The following is a 16,896-nucleotide window of genomic DNA, read 5'->3' as shown; positions in this document are numbered from 1 at the left end:
GGGACCGGAGGGCATCATGGGTGCATGCGATTCCTCGTCCGCCTCGTCGTCAACGCCGTGGCCCTCTGGCTCACCACGCTCATCGTCAGCGGCGTCTCCGTCACCGCGTTCGGCGACGGCGGGACCACGGCGACCGTGCTCACCTACCTGCTCGTGGCCTTCGTGTTCGGGCTCGTCAACGCCGTGATCGGCACGCTGATCCGGATCGTGGCGTTCCCGATCTACATCCTGACCCTCGGGCTGATCTCCTTCATCGTGAACGCGGTCCTGCTGCTCATCGTCGCGGGCATCTCGGACGCGTTCGGCTTCGGGCTCGAGGTCGAGTCGTTCGGCTGGGGCATCGTCGGGGCCTTCGTGCTCGCCGTCTTCGCCTGGCTGATCGGGCTGTTCGTCCGTCCGGTGCTGAACCGCCAGCGGGCGTGACGCGGACGGACCTCGCGGAGGACACCTCCCTGCGTCATGATGTGACCATGGCCCCGGACGTCGACGCCCCGTTCCGCGTCTCGTTCGTCTGCAGTGGCAACATCTGCCGGTCCCCGATGGCCGGCGTCGTCTTCGCGCAGATCGCCGCGGACGCCGGGCTCGCCGAGCGCTTCCACGTCGAGTCGGCCGGCACCGGTGACTGGCACGTCGGCGAACCGGCCGACGAGCGCACGATCGCAGCCCTCGCGGCACGCGGATACGATGGCAGCAGGCATCGCGCCCGTCAGTTCGACCCGGACCGGTTCCCGGACCTCGATCTGGTGGTCGCACTCGACCGCTCCCACGAACGCGTCCTGCGATCGTGGGCACCGACCATGGACGACTCCGCCAAGGTGACGCTCCTGCTGCGGTACGACGACGCCTGGCCCCAGCAGACCGACGTGCCGGACCCGTACTACGCGGACCGGCACGAGTTCGACCGAGTGCTCTCGACCGTCGAACGGGCCTGCCGGGCGCTCTTCCACCAGCTCGAGCCGGCCGTCCGTCAGGGAGCCCCATGACCCCCCTTCCCCCGCAGCCGATCAGCCCGCTCGACGGGCGCTACTACCCGATCGTGCACACGGTGGGCGAGCACCTCTCCGAGGCCGGGCTCAACCGTGCGCGCATCGTGGTCGAGGTCGAGTGGCTGGTCTTCCTGACCGACCACGCGATGTTCACCACCTCGCCGCTCAGCGTCGACGACAAGGCCGCACTCCGGCGCATCGTGGAGACCTTCGGCCACGACCAGATCGCCGAACTCGCCGAGATCGAGGCGACGACCCGCCACGACGTCAAGGCCGTCGAGTACTTCGTCCGCCGCCGGCTCTCGGAGCTCGGGCTGGACGCGATCGCCGAGCTGACCCACTTCGCCGCCACGAGCGAGGACGTCAACAACCTGTCGTACGCCCTGACCGTGCGCGACACCGTCGACCAGGTCTGGCTGCCGGCGTACCGTGCCGTGCTCGAGAAGCTGCGGACCCTCGCGGTCGAGCTGCGCGCCGTCCCGATGCTCTCCCACACCCACGGGCAGCCCGCGACGCCGTCGACGCTCGGCAAGGAGCTCGCGGTCGTCGTCTACCGGCTCGAGCGCGTCCTGGCCCAGATCGAGGGCGGCGAGTACCTCGGCAAGTTCTCCGGCGCGACCGGCACCTTCTCGGCCCACCTCGCCGCCGACCCCGAGGCCGACTGGCCGACGCTGTCGCGCGAGTTCGTCGAGGGCCTCGGGCTGACCTGGAACCCGCTCACCACGCAGATCGAGTCGCACGACTGGCAGGCCGAGCTGTACGACCGGATCCGGCACGCCAACCGCATCCTGCACAACCTGGCGACCGACGTGTGGACCTACATCTCGATGGGGTACTTCACGCAGATCCCGGTCGCCGGTGCCACCGGCTCGTCGACGATGCCGCACAAGATCAACCCGATCAAGTTCGAGAACGCCGAGGCGAACCTCGAGATCTCGTCGGCGCTGTTCTCCACCCTGTCCGAGACCCTGGTGACGAGCCGTCTGCAGCGCGACCTGACCGACTCGACCACGCAGCGGAACATCGGCGTCGCGTTCGGGCACTCGCTGCTCGCGCTCGACAACCTGCGCCGCGGCCTGGGCGAGATCTCGGTGAACGAGGCCAAGCTCGCCGACGACCTCGACCACAACTGGGAGGTCCTCGCCGAGGCGATCCAGACGGTCATCCGTGCCGAGGTCACCGCCGGGCAGTCGAACATCGAGGACCCCTACGCGATGCTCAAGGACCTCACCCGCGGCAAGCGGGTGACCCAGCAGGACCTCATCGTGTTCGTGAACGGCCTGGACATCTCGGACGGCGCGAAGGCCCGGCTGACGAACCTGACGCCGGCGACGTACACGGGCCTGGCGGACGAGCTGGTCGACCACCTCGACGTCTGACGCTGTTCACCTGCACGATGTGAACCCTGTGCCCCAAAGGGGTGCGGAATCCTCATGAAGTCGATAGGTTCGTTCCGCTGAGCATCGTCTCAGCACGGGGGCGTCACAGAGGACGACCCCTGTCCTCTGACCGGATGGATCTCCACACCGTGCTTCGTTCCCGCATCACCGCGGCCGCCGTCGGCGCCACCGTGCTCGGCGTCACCGCTGCGCTCGTCCCCACCGTCTCCACCGCGAACCAGACGACCACCGCCGCGTCGGCGATCGTGACCTGGACCGACTCGGCCGCCGACTTCACTGCGGCACCCGAGGGCACCGTCCCGCTGAACGACAAGTGGTACTGGGCGGCACTGTCCGACCCGACCGCCGGCGGGAAGATCACCGACTTCGCGACGCTCGACGAGGACGGCCTGTCGGTCTCCGACGGCGAGGCCGTCGGCCTGGTCCGCGGCCTGACGAAGCCGGTGCCCGGCGGCGAGGTCGGGGCGCTCGCCTCCGGCCTCAGCACCACCACGACCGGGGCGACGAGCTTCGGCCTCGCGATCCAGGAGGGCGGCGACACCAGCGCGCAGACCGTCGTCTTCGCCACCGACGCCCGCAACACCGACGGTGTCAGCGACGGCCTCACCCGGTGGATCGACCCCGCCACCGGCGAGGTCGAGTCGACCTCGAAGCTCGCCACCGACCTGAAGGCAGCAGACGCCGAGGTCGTCGGCTACGTCGTCTACGTCGGCATCGACATCACCGCCGAGGTCCCCGCACCGCCCGCGACCGACGAGCCGACCGAGACGCCCGCCCCGACCGAGACGCCCGCCCCGACCGAGACGCCGGCCCCGACCGAGACGCCCGCACCCACCGAGACGCCGACGACCGCCCCGACGCCGCCGACCACCGAGGCTCCTGACGCGACCACCGCCCCCGGCGGCGAGCTGAAGAGCCTCGCCTCGCCGCTCGAGTCCGACGCCCAGGCCCTCGCCGCCGACGCCAGCGGTTCGATCTCGGCCCTGCGCATCGACGACACCACGACGTACTTCACGCCGCAGCCCACCGCGGCAGCACGTCTGCTCACCACCTCCGCCACGCTGACCGAGGCCACCACCACCGGTGTCCGCGTGCAGGGCTCGGGCTTCGCCCCGAACGAGGTCGTCACCGCTGCCGTCGGCGACGCAGCCGACGCCGTCGCGATCCCCGGCGTCCAGTTCCGCGCCGACGCTGACGGCAACGTCTCCGGGACCATCGTCCTGCCCGCCGACCTCGTCGACTCGGCCGGCACCTACGTGCTCGGTCTCGTCGGCCTGTCGTCGGGGCAGACGGCCGCGACGACGCTCACCGTGACGGCTGACGCCGCCACGGCGCCGGTCGCCGTGCCGGTGCCCGGAACGGCGACCTTCACGGGCTGATCTTGCCGATCCTCCCGACCGAGCCACGGCGGCGCGCGACACTGATCGCCGCCGCCGTGGCCGTCGTCTGCGCCGGGGCGGTGGCGTTCGTCGCCTTCGGCCCCCTGTCGGCGGCCCCCGCGCCGACCCCGACACGGTCCGTCGCCGCGAGCGCGACGCCGACCCCCACGGCGACACCGGGCCCGACGCGCTCCGCAGGCCCCACCGATGCGGTCGACGCGCCCGCGAGCACGACCGTCGCGGCCGTCCGCGGTGACAGCGTGCCGGTCAGCCGTACGCCCGGCGGCGCGGCCACGACCACCCTGTCGAACCCGCAGCAGTCCGGCGCACCACTCGTCTTCCGTGTGGTCGACCAGCGGGACGGCTGGGCGCAGGTACAGCTCGCACAGCGTCCGAACGGCAGCACCGGGTGGGTCCCGACGAGCGCGGTCACCCTCACCGAGGACCCGTACGCCATCGTGGTCACCCGCGCGGAGAACACGCTCGACCTGTACAAGGACGGCAAGGTCGTCGACAGCTACCCCGTCGCGACCGGCACCGGCGGCACCCCGTCGCCGACCGGCCGCTTCGCCCTGACCGAGCTGCTCGCCCCGACGAACAGCGGCTACGGCCCGTACGCGTACGGCACGACGGCGTTCTCGGACGTGCTCAACTCGTTCGGCGGCGGCCCGGGCCAGATCGGCCTGCACGGCACCGACGACAGCTCGAGCATCGGGACCGCTGCCTCGCACGGCTGCATCCGCATGCACAACGCCGACATCAGCGCCCTGGCCGAGCTCCTGCCGCTCGGCACACCGTTCCAGGTGCGCTGAGCGCGTTTCCGCGCACGAAACGGGTCTGCCGTGGCGCACACCCGGACTGGAGGCACGGCGTGCGCCCGGCAGTGGGCGCGGCCGTCTCAGGTGGTGACGTCCAGGGCCTCGGCGACCAGCGCCTCCAGGACGGTGCGCACCACGGGGCGGACCGCACGGTCGGGGCGGACCAGCGCCTCGATCCGGCGCCCCGCACGCACGTCGGCCAGCTCGGCCAGGTGGAACCGGCCGGACGCCCGGGTGCCCGAGGTGTACCGCGGCACGAGCGCGACCCCGTGGCCCGCTGCGACCAGGTTCTCGATGACGGGCAGGTGGATCGTCCGGAAGGCGACGCTCGGCGGGGCGTCCGACGCCGCCGCCATCGCCTGCAGGACCCGGTCGATCGGGTAGCCCTCGGGCACGCCGATCCAGGTCTCGCCGACCACCTCGTCGATCCCGACCCGCTCACGACCGGCGAGCCGGTGTCCCGGTGGCACCGCGACGTCGAGCGGTTCGCGCAGGAGCGGCACGGTCTCGACCGATCCCTGGTCCGCCGGCCGCACCCCGTCCGACCGGTGTCCGACGACGATGTCGTGGTCGGCGGCCAGGGGTGCGAACTCCCCCTCGCTGACGTCCACGTCGACGAGGGCCAGCTCGATGCCGGGGTGCGCGCGCATCCGGGTGAGGACTCCGGGTAGCAGCAGTTCAGCCGCCGACGGGAAGATCGCGAGGTCGACGCGGCCCGTCGCACCGCCCAGGTGCTCCTGCCACGCGGCGTCGACCCGGGCGATCGCCGTGGCGACGCCGGCGGACAGGCCGGCCAGCACCTCGCCGTGGGCGGTGAGCCGGACGCCGCGTCCGATGCGCTCGACAAGCGGGACGCCCACCTGCCGCTGCAGCGTCTGCAGTTGCTGCGACACCGCGCTGGGCGTGCGGTGGGTGGCCTCGGCGACGGCGGTGACGCTGCCGCGCTCGGCGAGTTCGCGGAGGACGGCGAGCAGCTGCACGTCGAAGTCGACCATGCAGGGAGGCTACAACGTCGGTTGCGAACAATTCGCTGGTCCTACACGTTCCGAGCCACGACGATCGGAGCATGACCACCCGTGACCGCCTCCTCGCCCTGGTCGTCGCCGTCGTCTGGGGCCTGAACTTCCCCGCGACCGCGCTCGCCCTCGAGCACTTCCCGCCGTTCCTGCTCGCGGCCCTGCGGTTCACGATCCTGGCGGTCCCCACGCTGCTGTTCGTCCCGCGGCCGAAGATCCCGTTCGGACGGCTGCTGCTCGTCGGGTTCGGGCTCGGGGTGCTGCAGTTCTCGTTCCTGTACCTGAGCATGGCGTCGGGGATGCCGTCCGGGCTCGCCTCGCTCGTGCTGCAGGCCTCGGCGCCGTTCACCGTGGTGCTCGCCGGGGTGTTCCTGCACGAACGGCTCACCGGGCGACAGGTCATCGGCGTGACGATCGCGGTCGCCGCCCTCGGCCTGATCGCCCTGCACCGGTCGCAGACGGCGGCGTTGCTCCCGGTGGTGCTGGCGCTCTGCGGCGCGCTCGGGTGGGCGATCGGCAACGTGGCGACCCGACGAGCAGGAGCCGCGAACCCGCTGCACCTGACGCTCTGGTGGTCGGTCGTGCCGCCGATCCCGATGGCCGTGCTGTCGCTCGTGGTCGAGGGGCCGGACCGCATCGGCGCCGCACTCGGCACGGCCTTCACCGCCGAGGCGCTGCCGGCCGACCTCGGCCTGCTCTACATCGTGCTGGTCGCGACCCTGGTCGGCTACGGGATCTGGTCGCGGCTGATGGCGACCTACCCGTCGAGCACGGTCGCGCCGTTCTCGATGCTCGTGCCGGTCGTCGGTGTGCTCGCGTCGTGGGCGGCCTTCGGCGAGGTGCCCGACCTGGTCGAGGTGCTCGCCGGTGCCGTCGTGGTCGGGGCGGTGCTGTGGTCGTCGCGACCGGCGCGCGCGTCGCGACCGGCACGCGCGTCGGGTCCGTCGCACTCGTCGCCTTCCGAGGTCCCGGTGCCGACGCCGGTCGACGGAGTCCCGGTGCCGGTGCTCAGCCCCGGTGCTGGCGACGCTCCGCGATGATCCCGGCGAGCGCACCGCGCAGGTGCGGGTAGCGGAACTCGTAACCCGCCTGGGTCAACCGCGTCGGCACCACCCACCGGCTCTTGAGCACCAGTTCGGTCTCGGTGCGGATCGCGAAGGAGCCGACCTCGAGCATCCACCGCGGCGTCGGCAGTCCGAACCGGCGGCCCACGGCGTCGCGGATCGTCGCCATCACGGTCCGGTTGTCGGACGGGTTCGGGCTCGACACGTTCACCGGCCCCTCGAGCTCCGGGTGGTCGCGGACGAACCGGATCGAGCCGAGGACGTCGGCGATGTGCACCCAGCTGAACCGCTGTCGGCCGCGGGTCGGTCGGTGGTGGTGGTACGTCCCCGCCCGCAGCCGGGACCGGGTCGGCACCCAGGCGCCGTCGTACTGTGGCCCGCCGAGGCCCGTCTGCGCCAGCCGGAGGAGCGGCACGAGTGCGCTGCCGTCGCCGAACACGATCGCCATCCGGAGTGCCACCCGGCGGGTCGACGGCAGGTCCGCGCCGAAGAAGGCGTCCTCCCACGCGCGTGCCACCGAGACCGAGAAGCCCTCGCCGAGCTCGCCGGTCAGTTCGTCCTGTGGGCGGTCGTCGGCGTGCCGGTAGATCGTCGCGGTCGAGGCGTTCAGCCACAGCGGTGGCGGCTGCTCGGCGGTGCGGATGGCCTCGGCGAGCTCGAGCGTGGTGTCCACCCGCGAGCGCGTGATCTCGGCGCGGTTCCGGCGGCCGTACCGGCAGTTGACGCTCTTGCCCGCCATGTTCACGACGAGGGCCGCACCGTCGACGAGCTCGCGGATGCGCAGGGTGTTGCCCCACACCGCGTCACCGGTCCGGCCGACCGTGACGACCTGGTAGCCCTCTTCGGTGAAGGCGTCCCGCAGGTACTGCCCCACGAACCCGCTCGCGCCCGCGATCACGACGCGGCCCTTCTGGTCGCTCATCTCATCCCCGTCCTGTGTCCGGCGCGATCTCGTACCGGAACGCCCCCTCGTACCGGTACAGCGTGCCGAGCACCGGTGCCGAGAGCACCAGGGACACGCGCTGCAGGTCCGCTTCGTCATCGAATCGTTCTGTGAGCGTCACACGTGGTGACAGGGCGGCCGGGAGGCGCACCTCGCGTCCCAGCGCACGGAACGTCACGCGCGTGGAGACCAGGCGCAGGGCGCCCGCGTCCGGCCCGTGCGCGTCGACCTCCGCCCGGAGCCGGGCGCTGACGCGCCCGTGGCGACCGAGGTGGTCGACCAGGCCGTCCGGTTCGGCGGTGATGGCGTCCACCATCGTGCGGCTGCCGGAGCGGAACCGGAAGGTGCGGTGCGCGCGGACCGCGGGGTGGGCCTCCCGTCCGGCACGACCACGACGGACGTGAGCCGGCCGGTTCTCGACCGTGAAGGGGACGTCCCGTTCCCAGACCGGGAACATGACGGAATCGCGGGCGAACCAGGCGAGGAGGGGCCAGAGCCACCGGCGCGGTGTGCCGACGACGTCGAACACCCCTTCACCACAGCCGACGTGACCGGGCGGGATCGCGCCGAAGTACGCCGACAGCCGCGGGTGCAACCGGGCCAGCACGTCGGATGGTGTGGACAGCTCGTAGGGCGACCGGGTCACGTCCCGATCCTGGCATGTCGTCGGTGCCGATCCCTACGATGTGGCACATGGGTCACGACCACGGAGCAGGGCACTCGCACGGGCACGCGTCCGAGCGCGCACTGCTCATCGCGTTCTGCATCTCGGCGACGATCCTGCTGGCCGAGGTCGTCGGCGCCGTCGTCACGGGCTCCCTCGCGCTGCTGGTCGATGCCGGGCACATGGTCGTCGACACCGGTGGGCTCGGCATCGGCCTCGTCGCGACGCGGCTCGCCCGCCGCAGCCCGACGACGCAGCGCACGTGGGGCTTCCAACGTGCCGAGGTGCTCGGTGCCACCGCCCAGGCGGCGATCCTGCTCGCGGTCGGCGTCTTCGTGATCATCTCCGCGATCCAACGGCTGTTCGTGCCCGCCGAGATCCACTCCGGACCGCTCCTCGTGTTCGGCATCATCGGACTCGTCGGCAACCTGGTGGCCTACGGCGTGCTGCTGCGGGCCTCGGGCGAGGGCTTCACCTCGCGCGCCGCCCGGCTCGAGGTCCTCAACGACACCCTCGGCTCGGTCGCCGTCATCGCCGCCGCGGTCGTGCTCATGCTCACCGGGTGGGAGCGTGCCGACTCGGTCGCTGCGATCCTCATCGGCCTGCTCATCCTGCCGCGGGCGATCCGGCTGTTGCGTGAGACCGCGAACGTGCTGCTCGAGTCCACGCCGCCGGGGCTCGACCTCGACGACGTGCGGGGCCACATCCTCGAGCTCGAGCACGTCATCGCCGTGCACGACCTGCACGCGACCCTGGTGGCGACGGGGGTCCCGAACCTGACCGCCCACGTGGTGGTGGACGACGAGTGCTTCTCGACGGCGCACGCTCCGCGGATCCTCGACGAGCTGCAGCAGTGCGTGGCGGAGCACTTCGACGTGCCCGTGGAGCACTCGACCTTCCAGCTGGAGCCCGCGTCGCACCGGCGGCACGAGCACGAGGTGCACGCGTAGGGGTGCTGGCGCGGGTCCGTCGCTGGTGCGGCGGGCCACACCCGTTCTGCGACGGTGCTCGAGTCGATCGACGCATGTTCTGTCGGAAGATGCGCACGCAAGCACTCACGCCCGCGACCTCGACCGCGCCCCCGCCCGCGTCAGCAGTCGTCGGTGCGCGTCGGGTACGCCGTGATGACGCGGTCGGTGGTGGCGGAGACGATGACCTTCACGAACGGGTCCGCCTCCGGGCGCGACCCGTCGTCGAACCGCACCGGCGCCGCGTAGCAGACCTTGCCGTCGCCGGCGTCGACCGGGAACCCTGCTCGCGGCGACACCAGCGCCGTCTGCACGGCAGTGAGCATCGCGTCGTCCCAGTCGCGGGAACCGTGGCCCGCGACGACTCCCTGCCAGTCGGCGGTGTGCCGCTGCCGGATGTGCTCGTAGCCCTGTGCCGAGGTGCCGCACTGCAGGGTGACCCGGCCGAGCGCCGCGGTGTCGTACTGGGCGACGGCCGCCTGGGTCGTGGAGTCGCACCGCGCCAGGGTGGTGTCGCCGGGCAGGTCCGGCCCGGTGCGGGTGATCGTGACGGTGCCGTCGCCGGAGGCGGTCGCAGCGTCGCTCGGCGCCCCGGAGCTCGATCCGGCGCCGATGGTCGGGTCGTCCGCGCCCTGCCGCGCCGTCAGGAACAGCCCGCCGGCGAGGAGACCGGCGGCCACCACGGCCGCGATCCCCGTGATCACGGGACGGTTGCGGTTCTGGGGCACGCGCCCAGTATGCCGGGAGTGCGCCCCTGACGACGGAACCAGGTTCCGGACACGACACCGCGCGATCGCGTGGTGCGGTGTCCGGAACCTGGTTCCGGGATGCGACGGGCGGACGGGAGGCCCGCCCCGCGTCAGGCGCGCGCGGCCAGTCGGGTGCCGGCGACGACGGCCAGGACGGCGACGAGCACCACGTACCCGATCAGGACGGGCAGGGTCGGGATCACCAGGAGCGCCGCCCCGACGGCCACGACCGGCACCGTCAGCCCGGCGTACGCGATGAGGAACGTGGCCGCGAGCACCCCGCCCCGACGCTCGGGACCGACCAGGGCTCCGGCACTCGCGATGCTGGCCCGGAAGAGCAGCCCGACCCCGGCGCCCGCCACGACGCCACCGCCGATGAAGCCGGCGACCTGCAGCAGGACCGCGGCGACGGCGAGCACCGCCAGACCGCCGACCAGGAGCACCATGCCGAGTCGGATCTGGGTGCGCTGCGTCAGCCGGGCGAACACGATCTGCGAGACCGCACTCGCGGCGAACACCCCGAAGGTCGTCGCACCGGCCGCCAGCCGGTCGGTGACGTGGAAGGTGGTGCCGAGGAACGTCGGGGCGACCGAGGTGAAGAGCCCCTGGACCGCGAGGGCCGCGAACGCTGCGGCACCGGCTGCCCAGAACGCGGCGGCCTTGCCCTCCGGCGCCTGCATGCGCTGCGGGCGGTAGGGCACGCGGGTCTCGGGGCGGGCGACGGTCTCCGGCACCACGAGGACGAGCACGAAGGCCACGGTCAGCGCGACGACGAAGACGACGTACGGCACCATGAGCGGCGCTCCGACGAACTCGGCGAGCGCCCCGCCGACGAGGGCGCCGAGCGACAGCCCGCCGAGGTTCACGGCACCGGCGGCGACGCTCGCGCCCTTCGCCGAGTCGGACGAACCGGTCGCACGGACCCGCAGCTCACCGAGGTGGGCGGTCGCCGTGGCGGTGAGCGTGCCGACGCCGAGGCCGGTCACCAGGCGAGCGACGATCAGGCCGGTGACGTCGTTCCAGACCAGGAACAGCACGGCAGCGACGAGCTCGAGCGCGATCGACACGAGGATGAGCGGCTTCCGCCCGTGCACGTCGCTGAGGTGCCCGGCCAGGTACAGGGACCCGACGACCCCGACGCCGTACGCGGCGAAGATGATCGTGGTGGTGAACGTCGGGAAGCCGTCCCGTGCCTGGTAGATGACGTAGAGCGGTGCGGGGACGGTCGCGAAGGCCATCACCGACAGGAACGCGAAGGCGACGGCCCAGAAGCCGAAGCCGTGGCGCCGACGGGTGTGCGAACGACGACCGCGCGGGGCCGGGACGCGGTCGCTCGCGGGAGCGCTTGGGGTGGCGGGGAGAGCGCCCGTCGGGGTGTCGGTCACGGTTGACATGCTCCGATGATCGCGCGCGCCGAGCATCGAGTCCAACGGATGCTCTTGATGCCGCCCATCGATCGGATCGATGATGGGGAGATGGAGACCCGCCTGCTCGAACAGTTCGTGACCGTCGCCGCCGAGGGCAGCGTGACCCGCGCGGCCGAACGGCTCTGGGCGGCGCAGTCCACGGTGTCGGCCGGGATCGCCTCGCTCGAGCGGACCTTCGGCGTGCGGCTGTTCGACCGCACCGGACGGCACCTCGTGCTCACGACCGCCGGCGAGGACCTGCTCCCCCACGCCCGCGCCGTGCTGGAGTCGCTCGACCGGATGCGCGACCTGGCGACCGTGGACGACGCCGACCTGCGCGGACGGGTGCGGCTCGGCATCTTCACGAGCATGGACATCGTCGACCTGACCGGCGTGCTGCAGCGGTTCCGGCGGCGGCACCCGCTCGTCACCGTGGAGCTGATGACCTCGCCGTCCGGCACGACCGGGCTCGTGCAGGACCTCGTCGCCGGGCGCCTCGACCTCGCGTACACGGGGCTGCCGACGGTGCCGGCGGGAGTGGTGGTCGAACCGTTGCGCGAGATGCCGTTCCGAGTCTTCACGGCGTCGGACCACCCGTTGGCGGGGCGCGCCTCGGTGTCGCTCGCCGAGCTCGCGGACGAGCCCTTCGTCGATACCGCGCACGGGTTCGGCAACCGGATCATCCTGGACGGCGCACTCGAGCGGCTCGGGATCCGGCGGCGGATCGTCGCCGAGATGAACGACATGCCCGCGGTGATCCGGTTCGCTTCGGCGGGGCTGGGGGTCGGGGTCGTGCCGGACTCCGGGGTGCGGCACGACGGCGCGGTCCTCGAGCTCGAGGACGCGATCGAACCACTCCGAATCGGCCTGGCGATCCGCACGAGTCCGGAGCCGAACCGTGCCGTCCGGACGCTCGCACGCGACCTCGTCGCGGCGCGCGTCGTGTGACGCGGCGCCGGTTGGTGGGTCCCACCGACGGACGGGAGGCGCGGGGCGGGTCCGCCACGGGCCTCCCGGCCGTCAGTCCCCCCAGATCGTCGCGATGAGAGCGGGCAGGAGCCCGTCGGTCGGGACGTTGGTCTGCTCGATGGTGATCCAGGTGTCACCTCGGGCGAAGTACGTGTACGCCTTTTCCACGCCGTAGGGCTCCACGATCCCGCGGGACTGGCAGAACGTCCCGCCGTCGCGCTCGGTGCACGTCCCCCCGCCGTCGTGCGCCGGGAACTCGTCGATCTCCTGCTGGATGGCGGCCTCGGTGGCGGTCCCGACCCGGACCTCGATCCCCGAGACGTCCGCGCGCGGGTCACGCCACGTGCAGGAGACCTTCGACTCGACGCCTGCCGGGTCCTGGCCGTCGGGGACCCGATCGGTTCCCGACGGCGGATCGGCCTGCGTCAACGGAGTGTCCCCGAAGAAGCGGTCGTAGTCCGCTGCCGAGACGAGCGCGCGACAGTCCGTCGGTATCGTCGCCACGTCCACCGGGGCGCTCGGTGTGGACGTCGGGGTCGGTGCACCGGTGATCGGCGCGGAGGACGGGGTCGTCGCGGTGGGCGAGGGCTCGGGCACCTGCGTCTGGGTGGGCGCGGCGACCGGGGTGTCCTGCTGGGAGAGCGTCAGGGCGACGGCTCCGGTCGCGGTGCCCACGGCCAGGAGCGCCACGACACCGATGACGATGCCGGATCGGCCCCGCCGCCGTGCGGACCGCGGGGTGGCGCGCTCGAGGACGTTCTGCTTCATCGAGACGAGCATGCGCTGCAGGTCGTCTCCCTCGGGAGGTTCAGTGTTCATCGTGCGTCACCACCTTCTTGAGTCGGCGTCGGCTGCGGGAGACCCGCTGCGTGACCGCTCCGACACTGAGTCCGAGCATCTCGGCGGCCTCGGCGTACGAGTACCCCTCGAGCAGGCAGAGCTCGCAGATGCGGCGGTCGGTGGCTGGGAGTTCGGCGATCTCGTCGCGGACCCAGCGCAGGAGGTCACGGGCCTCGTCCTGGTCGGCGGGAGCGGCCAGGTGCTCGGGCAGCTCGTCAGCGCGCCGACGCGCCTGCTTCCGGCCGGTGTTGAAGGCGTGGTTCCGGCAGACGACGAGCAGCCACGGCAGCACGGTGTCCGCCGGGAGCTCGAGCGTCGCCGCCCGCTGCCAGAGCGTCAGGAACGTGTCCTGCACGATCTCCTCGACGTCGGACCGGTCGTCGACGAGTGCCCAGGCGTACCGGGTGAGCGTGGCGGCGTAGCGGTCGAACACCCGTGCGAGCGCACCGGTGTCCCCCTGCGCGATCGCACGGACGAGTCCTTCGTCCGTGTCGGTGCCGGTCGTCACGTCCACATCCCACCTCCTTCACCCAGAGGTGTCGGCAGGACCCACGATCCTGACAGGACCGTGGCGGAAACGTGATCCCGGGCGTGTCCGGACCGCGGTGCGATCGACCGCGCCCGATGCGGATCAGTGGAAGTCGTCGCCCTCGCCGTCGCCGGGCGCTTTGTGCCCGCCGAGCATGTCGTTGTCGTCCTGGTCGCTGGTCGACGCGAGCTGGAGCATCGCGAGCACGACGACCACCACGATGAACGCGACGCCGAGGAAGATCACGGCCAGCTGCAGTTCCCGCGTCGAGAACAGCACGACGAGCCCGGTGAACACCGCGATGATCGCGGAGATCCCGAGGAGCTCGACCGGGCGCAGACGGTCACGACGGCTGGGGGTGGTCATGCGTGTGGTGCTCCGTCCGGGGCGACGGCCGGCGTGGCCGTGCCCCACTTGTGCGAGAGGCCGGCGATCACGTGGAAGACCGCCGTGATGGCGAGGTAGGCGCCGAGCAGGCCGACCAGGACGATCGAGGCGTCCAGCGTGCCGGTGACCTGCTCCACCCCACCGAGCTGCTGCGAGTAGTCCGGCGGGGTGATGAGGAACGCGATCGCGAGCAGCAGGGTGAGTGCGCCGATCGTGGTCCAGTCCCGCGCGAAGGGGGAACGACGACGAGCCCGCAGCCCTTGTGCCAGCTCGAGGGCCCCGGTGAGCACCGCGAAGGCGACGATGACCGAGATGAACGCCGGCAGCCCGAGACCGTTGCCGGCGAACCCGGCGACCGCGGCGAGCAGGGTGATGACGGCCTGCAGCAACGTGGTGCGGCGGGACCGACCGTCGAGCGGGAGCCGCGCGACGCCCGCCCACAGGAGCACGAGTCCTTCGACCAACGCGAAGCCGGCGAACAGCAGCAGGCCGTAGCCGGCGGCGTGGTTCGTCGAGAAGGTGATGACGAGCGCGACGACCGCGGCGGGCACGGCCCGGAGGATCGGGATCGGCCAGTACCGCGCGCGTTGGGTCGCCTCGTTCACGGTGGTGGCGTCGTCCACGGTGTCGGACACGGGACCTCTTTCAGGCATGCGGATCGTGAGATCGATCCTACCGCCGCGGTGGCAGCCGACCGACCGCCGGGGGTCCCGCAGCACTGAGGATGCTCGAATACCCGGTGGGGTGGCGTCGCCCGAACGACGCCACCCCGTTCGCTGGATCAGGACCGCGGCTGGTCGTCCGTCACCACCGACCGCCGTGCACGCCGACGAGCGAGCCACCAGCACGTCGAACCGGCCGCGACCACCACCGCTGCGAGCGCGGCGAGCAGTCCGAGGTCGTCGACGCCGGTGTACGCGAGGGCGCCGCGTGCGACCTGCGGTCCCGCGTCGGCGACCGGGCCACGGGGATCCCGGTCGCCGTCGTCGTTGCCGTCGTCACCGCGGGGAGCATCCGGCACCGATGCCTCGTCGTCGTCGTCGGGTCCGGGCGCCGGGGACGGGGACGGGGACGGGGACGGCGCGGGCCCGTCGTCGTCCTGCTCGACGACGATCGCGACCTCGGTCGACGGGTCGCCGCCGTCCGGGTCCGTCGGGGAGGTCGCTGTGGCCACGTTCACCACGTCGGACCCGTCCCCCTGGTACTCCGGGTCGAGGACGGCACGGAGCCGGAAGTCGTGGGTCTCCCCCACGGCGAGCGCCACGTCCGACCGGCAGGTCACCCGCTGCCCCTCGGCCGTGCAGCCGTCGTCGGACCCGACGAAGCGCATCGCCTCGGGCAGGTCGTCCACCGCGCCGACCTGCTGGGCGACCGACGGTCCGCGGTTCCGTGCGGTCACGGTGTACTCCACCTCGTCGCCGGGTTCGACGGTGGACGGCGACACCGTCTTGTCCGTCTCGACGTGGGCGACGACCGGCGGCGTGGTGACGGTCGTGCTCGCCCGCGAGGTGTTGTCGGACTCGTTCGTGTCGGACAACGACGTCGGTGGTGCGATGGTGGCGACGCTCTCGACCGGCCCCTCGACGCCGTCGGCGATCCGCCCCTCGACCGTCACCACCGCCGAACCACCGCGGGGCAGGTCGAGGTCGGTCGCCACGTCGCCCTGCCCGGACGGGGTGGCGCAGCCAGAGCCCTCCGCCGCCTCGCACGTCCAGGAAGCGCCCTCGATCGTGTCCGGGACGTCCACCTGCAGCGGGCTGGGGTCGGCGGCGTTCGGTCCGGGGTTGCGCGCCGTGACGGTGTACCGGACGGGTTCCCCGGCGACGGCGGTGGCGGGCAGGTCGTGCTCGACGGACAGGTCGGCGGGCTTCCACACCCTGAGGGCGTCCACCTCGTGGTTGTTCACGTGGCTGCCGGTGGCGCCGGCGAACCCGAGGCGGAGGGTGCTCGGCAGCGGTGCCTGGTCGTCCCCGTGCAGGGGGACCGCGTCGAGCACGGTGCGCATCGTCGAGCCGACCTGCAGCCGGACGGTCATCGAGAGCTCGCCGGCGTCCCCGGGCAGCAGGGTGATGCGCACCGTCCGCGGCGTCGACCCGTTCGTCACCGTGCCGCCGGGAGCGGGAGCCCCGGCGACGTACCGGTAGCCCTCGAGCCCGTTGCCGGAGCCGCGGACGACGACGTGGTCCGGCTGGGCTCCCGGCCCGGAGGCGTTGATGCGCGACGAGAAGTTGCCGTAGTGGTCGATCGCGATCCCGGCGAAGCCACCGGGCACCCCCGGCAGGTCGCACAGCCGCCCGCCGCCCTCGGTGGCCTCCTTGCGGCAGGCGTACCCGAGCCCGGCACCGAACGATCCCACGCCCTGTGCCGCTGCACCGTCGGCGAGGTACAGCAGCAGGCCGTCGGCCCCGGGGTCGTCCTTCGCGGTGTGCATCGCGTAGGTGAACTCGATCTCGAGCCCGGTGTCCGAGGGGAACGTGTCGTTCGTCGACCAGGCGCCGGCCTGGTTGCGGACGTCCGCGGTCAGCCGGAGTCGTCCGCCGGAGACCGCGGCGTCACCGTGCAGGGCGCCGCCGGACGCACTGGAGAACTGGTTGACGTAGGGGAAGTCGAGCGTCGCCGCACTCGACCCCGTGGGCAGGATCGTCGGTGCCGCGAGCACGGCGAGCGCGGTCAGCGCGGTGCACGCCGCTGCGAGGCGACGGGCCACCCGCGACCGGACCGGACGTGGGACGGATGCTGGAGCAGTGGGTTCTGTCATGCCCCGATCGTCGCGATCCG

The 16,896-nt window shown here is 72.3% G+C and carries 18 protein-coding genes; 8 read left to right on the top strand and 10 right to left on the bottom strand.

Annotation, left to right across the window (positions count from 1 at the left end; translation table 11 throughout):
* The first annotated feature begins 24 nt into the window (after positions 1-24).
* From EDF33_RS04805 to EDF33_RS04785, 5 genes are all read left to right on the top strand, one after another.
* On the top strand, positions 25-423 hold the full coding sequence (locus EDF33_RS04805; protein WP_123293450.1) for a phage holin family protein: 399 nt from the start codon (positions 25-27) through the stop codon (positions 421-423).
* Between the two features lie 47 nt (positions 424-470).
* Complete coding sequence (locus tag EDF33_RS04800; protein ID WP_123293449.1) at positions 471-983, top strand: low molecular weight protein-tyrosine-phosphatase; 513 nt, start codon at positions 471-473, stop codon at positions 981-983.
* Positions 980-2,365 carry an adenylosuccinate lyase gene (gene purB / locus EDF33_RS04795; RefSeq protein WP_123672158.1) on the top strand — a complete coding sequence of 462 codons (1,386 nt, stop codon included), beginning with the start codon at positions 980-982 and terminating at the stop codon, positions 2,363-2,365. Before EDF33_RS04800 ends, purB begins: the two co-directional genes overlap by 4 nt.
* 134 nt (positions 2,366-2,499) lie before the next feature.
* Complete coding sequence (locus EDF33_RS04790; RefSeq protein WP_123937356.1) at positions 2,500-3,765, top strand: hypothetical protein; 1,266 nt, start codon at positions 2,500-2,502, stop codon at positions 3,763-3,765.
* Between the two features lie 2 nt (positions 3,766-3,767).
* Positions 3,768-4,577 carry a L,D-transpeptidase family protein gene (locus tag EDF33_RS04785; protein ID WP_243692355.1) on the top strand — a complete coding sequence of 270 codons (810 nt, stop codon included), beginning with the start codon at positions 3,768-3,770 and terminating at the stop codon, positions 4,575-4,577.
* An 86-nt stretch (positions 4,578-4,663) separates the two neighbouring features.
* Here EDF33_RS04785 and EDF33_RS04780 read toward each other — a convergent pair whose 3' ends face one another.
* The gene (locus EDF33_RS04780; RefSeq protein ID WP_123937355.1) at positions 4,664-5,578 is read right to left on the bottom strand and encodes a LysR family transcriptional regulator; all 915 of its coding nucleotides are present in this window, start codon (positions 5,576-5,578) and stop codon (positions 4,664-4,666) included.
* A gap of 71 nt (positions 5,579-5,649) precedes the next feature.
* Between EDF33_RS04780 and EDF33_RS04775 the strand changes: the two genes are divergently transcribed.
* Positions 5,650-6,639 carry an EamA family transporter gene (locus EDF33_RS04775; protein WP_132099416.1) on the top strand — a complete coding sequence of 330 codons (990 nt, stop codon included), beginning with the start codon at positions 5,650-5,652 and terminating at the stop codon, positions 6,637-6,639.
* On the opposite strand, the gene EDF33_RS04770 is transcribed toward EDF33_RS04775, so the two are convergent.
* Complete coding sequence (locus tag EDF33_RS04770; protein WP_123937353.1) at positions 6,608-7,585, bottom strand: DUF1731 domain-containing protein; 978 nt, start codon at positions 7,583-7,585, stop codon at positions 6,608-6,610. The genes EDF33_RS04775 and EDF33_RS04770 overlap by 32 nt on opposite strands.
* Before the next feature lies 1 nt (position 7,586).
* The gene (locus EDF33_RS04765) at positions 7,587-8,252 is read right to left on the bottom strand and encodes a DUF4166 domain-containing protein (protein WP_132099415.1); all 666 of its coding nucleotides are present in this window, start codon (positions 8,250-8,252) and stop codon (positions 7,587-7,589) included.
* Between the two features lie 47 nt (positions 8,253-8,299).
* Here EDF33_RS04765 and EDF33_RS04760 point away from each other — a divergent pair, with 47 nt between their 5' ends.
* Positions 8,300-9,220 carry a cation diffusion facilitator family transporter gene (locus tag EDF33_RS04760; RefSeq protein WP_111086907.1) on the top strand — a complete coding sequence of 307 codons (921 nt, stop codon included), beginning with the start codon at positions 8,300-8,302 and terminating at the stop codon, positions 9,218-9,220.
* Positions 9,221-9,360: 140 nt separating this feature from the next.
* Here EDF33_RS04760 and EDF33_RS04755 read toward each other — a convergent pair whose 3' ends face one another.
* Together EDF33_RS04755 and EDF33_RS04750 are read right to left on the bottom strand one after the other, a co-directional pair.
* Entirely contained in the window at positions 9,361-9,966 is a 606-nt protein-coding gene (locus EDF33_RS04755) for a hypothetical protein (protein WP_131881932.1), read from the bottom strand.
* 131 nt (positions 9,967-10,097) lie between these two features.
* Positions 10,098-11,381 (bottom strand): MFS transporter, encoded by a 1,284-nt coding sequence (locus EDF33_RS04750; RefSeq protein ID WP_131881930.1) that lies wholly within the window; start codon positions 11,379-11,381, stop codon positions 10,098-10,100.
* Between the two features lie 81 nt (positions 11,382-11,462).
* Here EDF33_RS04750 and EDF33_RS04745 point away from each other — a divergent pair, with 81 nt between their 5' ends.
* On the top strand, positions 11,463-12,341 hold the full coding sequence (locus EDF33_RS04745) for a LysR family transcriptional regulator (protein ID WP_165918713.1): 879 nt from the start codon (positions 11,463-11,465) through the stop codon (positions 12,339-12,341).
* Between the two features lie 72 nt (positions 12,342-12,413).
* Here EDF33_RS04745 and EDF33_RS04740 read toward each other — a convergent pair whose 3' ends face one another.
* The 5 genes from EDF33_RS04740 to EDF33_RS04720 form a co-directional block, all read right to left on the bottom strand.
* A complete protein-coding gene (locus EDF33_RS04740; RefSeq protein WP_131881926.1) occupies positions 12,414-13,181 on the bottom strand; it encodes a hypothetical protein in 768 nt (255 codons plus the stop codon).
* Positions 13,171-13,710, bottom strand: a complete 540-nt coding sequence (locus tag EDF33_RS04735) for a sigma-70 family RNA polymerase sigma factor (protein ID WP_131881924.1) — start codon at positions 13,708-13,710, stop codon at positions 13,171-13,173. The genes EDF33_RS04740 and EDF33_RS04735 overlap by 11 nt, the downstream gene beginning before the upstream one ends.
* 123 nt (positions 13,711-13,833) lie before the next feature.
* The gene (locus EDF33_RS04730; protein ID WP_131881922.1) at positions 13,834-14,097 is read right to left on the bottom strand and encodes a hypothetical protein; all 264 of its coding nucleotides are present in this window, start codon (positions 14,095-14,097) and stop codon (positions 13,834-13,836) included.
* A complete protein-coding gene (locus EDF33_RS04725) occupies positions 14,094-14,753 on the bottom strand; it encodes a DUF308 domain-containing protein (RefSeq protein ID WP_123293438.1) in 660 nt (219 codons plus the stop codon). Before EDF33_RS04725 ends, EDF33_RS04730 begins: the two co-directional genes overlap by 4 nt.
* Positions 14,754-14,899: 146 nt before the next feature.
* Positions 14,900-16,876: a DUF11 domain-containing protein gene (locus tag EDF33_RS04720; RefSeq protein WP_132099414.1), complete on the bottom strand. Its 1,977-nt coding sequence runs from the start codon at positions 16,874-16,876 to the stop codon at positions 14,900-14,902.
* Positions 16,877-16,896: the final 20 nt, after the last annotated feature.

Source organism: Curtobacterium sp. PhB146 (assembly GCF_004342995.1).
GTDB lineage: Bacteria > Actinomycetota > Actinomycetes > Actinomycetales > Microbacteriaceae > Curtobacterium.
The sequence above is the reverse complement of the archived record's forward strand: the minus strand, read 5'-3'. Positions and strand labels throughout refer to the sequence as shown.

What these genes read in the sequence shown, in the direction of transcription:
- EDF33_RS04805 (WP_123293450.1), top strand. Translation starts at nt 25, where the DNA reads ATGCGATTCCTCGTCCGCCTCGTCGTCAACGCCGTGGCCCTCTGGCTC.
- EDF33_RS04800 (WP_123293449.1), top strand. Translation starts at nt 471, where the DNA reads ATGGCCCCGGACGTCGACGCCCCGTTCCGCGTCTCGTTCGTCTGCAGT.
- purB (WP_123672158.1), top strand. Translation starts at nt 980, where the DNA reads ATGACCCCCCTTCCCCCGCAGCCGATCAGCCCGCTCGACGGGCGCTAC.
- EDF33_RS04790 (WP_123937356.1), top strand. Translation starts at nt 2,500, where the DNA reads ATGGATCTCCACACCGTGCTTCGTTCCCGCATCACCGCGGCCGCCGTC.
- EDF33_RS04780 (WP_123937355.1), bottom strand. Translation starts at nt 5,578, where the DNA reads ATGGTCGACTTCGACGTGCAGCTGCTCGCCGTCCTCCGCGAACTCGCC.
- EDF33_RS04775 (WP_132099416.1), top strand. Translation starts at nt 5,650, where the DNA reads ATGACCACCCGTGACCGCCTCCTCGCCCTGGTCGTCGCCGTCGTCTGG.
- EDF33_RS04770 (WP_123937353.1), bottom strand. Translation starts at nt 7,585, where the DNA reads ATGAGCGACCAGAAGGGCCGCGTCGTGATCGCGGGCGCGAGCGGGTTC.
- EDF33_RS04760 (WP_111086907.1), top strand. Translation starts at nt 8,300, where the DNA reads ATGGGTCACGACCACGGAGCAGGGCACTCGCACGGGCACGCGTCCGAG.
- EDF33_RS04750 (WP_131881930.1), bottom strand. Translation starts at nt 11,381, where the DNA reads ATGTCAACCGTGACCGACACCCCGACGGGCGCTCTCCCCGCCACCCCA.
- EDF33_RS04745 (WP_165918713.1), top strand. Translation starts at nt 11,463, where the DNA reads ATGGAGACCCGCCTGCTCGAACAGTTCGTGACCGTCGCCGCCGAGGGC.
- EDF33_RS04740 (WP_131881926.1), bottom strand. Translation starts at nt 13,181, where the DNA reads ATGAACACTGAACCTCCCGAGGGAGACGACCTGCAGCGCATGCTCGTC.
- EDF33_RS04730 (WP_131881922.1), bottom strand. Translation starts at nt 14,097, where the DNA reads ATGACCACCCCCAGCCGTCGTGACCGTCTGCGCCCGGTCGAGCTCCTC.
- EDF33_RS04720 (WP_132099414.1), bottom strand. Translation starts at nt 16,876, where the DNA reads ATGACAGAACCCACTGCTCCAGCATCCGTCCCACGTCCGGTCCGGTCG.